This is a genomic window from Peribacillus sp. P4_C12, from assembly GCF_056402095.1.
Map to the genome: position 1 here is coordinate 1 of NZ_JBFUIB010000553.1, position 2294 is coordinate 2294.

Sequence of the window (2294 nt, forward strand, 5' to 3'; positions counted from 1 at the left end):
GTGTTTACTCTTAACAACACTGAATCTTTATCATACCACATATGATTTTATATGTAAAGGATGCGACTAAAACAGAACATCGGGATGATACTCATTCTATTTAATAAAAAATAAAAGAGGCAATAATTCACCTCTTTTATTTAAACGCATTATATTCATTTTCTATTTTTGGCAGTTCCCTTACTTCTTCAACTAATTGACTGCCGCACATTGGACAATCATAGTTTTCAGAGGCAAAATCTTTCCTCATCCACCCATTACAATCTGCTGACCCGCATGCATATACAATTGTATCTTCCATAATGATTTCTGGTTCCTCTGAATTCTTTTTACCAAAATACATGAGCAACCTCCTCTTTTTTATATAAAGATTCTGATTAAAGGCACTGAGTTTTTCACCTTTTTTCATTCCTAGTATACGCATCAAATCAAATTCTTATTTATCCAATGAAAAAATTATCCAAAAACCTTATTCTATTAGTTTTCTAATCCTGCTTTTACCATGATTGCTTTTATCATAAAGTATGAAAAATGGTCAGGGAGGGCTTCTTTCAATGGTTTTAGTTTCTCAGAATCCAATTGTTTGGCTGTTTCCAGTACAAGGTCATACTCCTCATCTAAGAAAAACTCTTCCCACTTGATCTCCAAACGTTCTTCTGCACACTTTAATAGATGATTTTCAATGGAGATCGAAGACAGTCCTCTTAATGTCGCAATTTCTTTGAGGGATTTGCCTTCCTGATAGAAACGGTAGCTTTCTAGATGAGATGGTACCGTGGTTCGCTTTGTTGTTTCTTTTTTACCCATTGTATTCACTTCTATTTCAGGATGTGCTTGTAAATAATGAGAAATCACTTCTAAGAACTCTGCTCCAAAGCGGTCGAATTTCTGAGTGCCTACACCCTTAACATCAAGGAATTCCTGTTCTGTTCTCGGCAGTTTTGCTGCCATATCTTTCAAGGATGCATCGGAAAAAATAATGAAAGGCGGTACATTTTCCTTGCTTGCGATTTCTTTTCTTAAATGTCTCAATTCTTCGAACAATCCATGATCGATACTAATGCTGCTTACTTGTTTTATTTCTTTTCGTAGAACTTTTTTCTGTCCTAAAAGCACTTCTCGTCCAGCATTGGTTACTTTAAGAAYTGGATATTGCCCGCCTGTCATTTCGATATACTGTTTAGCAGTCAGGAAATCAATGAAGTCTGCAACATCCTTTGCCGATTGATTTTTGATAATTCCATAAGTTGAAATCTTTTGAAAGCCAAACTCTTCAATTTTCTTATTCCGTGAACCGGTGAGTACCTGACTAATCATCGTTTTGCCAAATCTTTCACCCATTCGTAACATACACGAAAGAACCATCTGTGCCTGAGTTGTTACTTCAACTGAGTCACGTTTATCTGTACAGTTTTCACAGTGGCCGCAATCTTCAGGACTCTCTTCTCCAAAGTATTGAAGAATATAGGCTTGTAAACAGCCTTCAGTAAAGCAATAATCCTTCATTCTATTCAATTTCTTCAGTTCTTGTGCCTGCCACTCTTGCGAAGGGTTCGATTGATCGATTAGGAAGCGTTGTATCTGTATATCTTGAGGGGAGTATAAAAGAATACATTCGCTATCCAAACCATCTCGACCTGCACGACCTGCTTCTTGATAATAGCTCTCCATATTCTTTGGGGTTTGATAATGAATGACGTAACGAACATTCGACTTATCGATACCCATTCCAAAAGCTGATGTCGCTACTATCAAAGGAACATCATCACGAATAAATTGCTCCTGCTGTTCCGAACGGTCTTGTTCATTCATACCAGCGTGATATCTGCCTGTTTTGAAGCCAGCTTTATTAAGCTTGGCGTACAATGAATCGACTTCTTTCCTTGTTGCTGCATATATGATACCCGACTCATTTTTGTTTTTTTCAATATAGCGCATTAAAAACCGTCCGCGGTTCTCTTCCTTGACGACGGAAAAAAACAAATTATCTCTTGCAAATCCTGTTGATATTGTATGTTGTTCAGATATTCCAAGTGACTGACAAATGTCCTTCGTCACATGTGGTGTGGCTGTCGCCGTTAATGCTAGAACGGTCGGAGCTGAGGGCATTTCTTTCAACAAGTTTTTGATTTTTAAATAGCTTGGTCTGAAATCATGACCCCATTGCGAGATACAGTGAGCTTCATCAATGRCCACCAATGCAATATCAACATTAGCCAGTTCCCTTTGAAAAGCAGTGTTTTCCAATCGTTCAGGTGCCACATAAACAAGCTTGTACCTTCCCTGCTTAATAT

At 37.7% G+C, this 2294-nt stretch carries 2 protein-coding genes; both read right to left on the reverse strand.

All coding sequences use genetic code 11. The features are described from left to right. Positions 1-136: 136 nt before the first annotated feature. Positions 137-343 carry a cold-inducible protein YdjO-related protein gene (locus AC1DUW_RS26350; protein ID WP_053346482.1) on the reverse strand — a complete coding sequence of 69 codons (207 nt, stop codon included), beginning with the start codon at positions 341-343 and terminating at the stop codon, positions 137-139. Between the two features lie 134 nt (positions 344-477). After that, positions 478-2294, reverse strand: a 1817-nt coding sequence (locus tag AC1DUW_RS26355; RefSeq protein WP_477643873.1) for a RecQ family ATP-dependent DNA helicase, incomplete at its 5' end; no start/stop codon positions are given.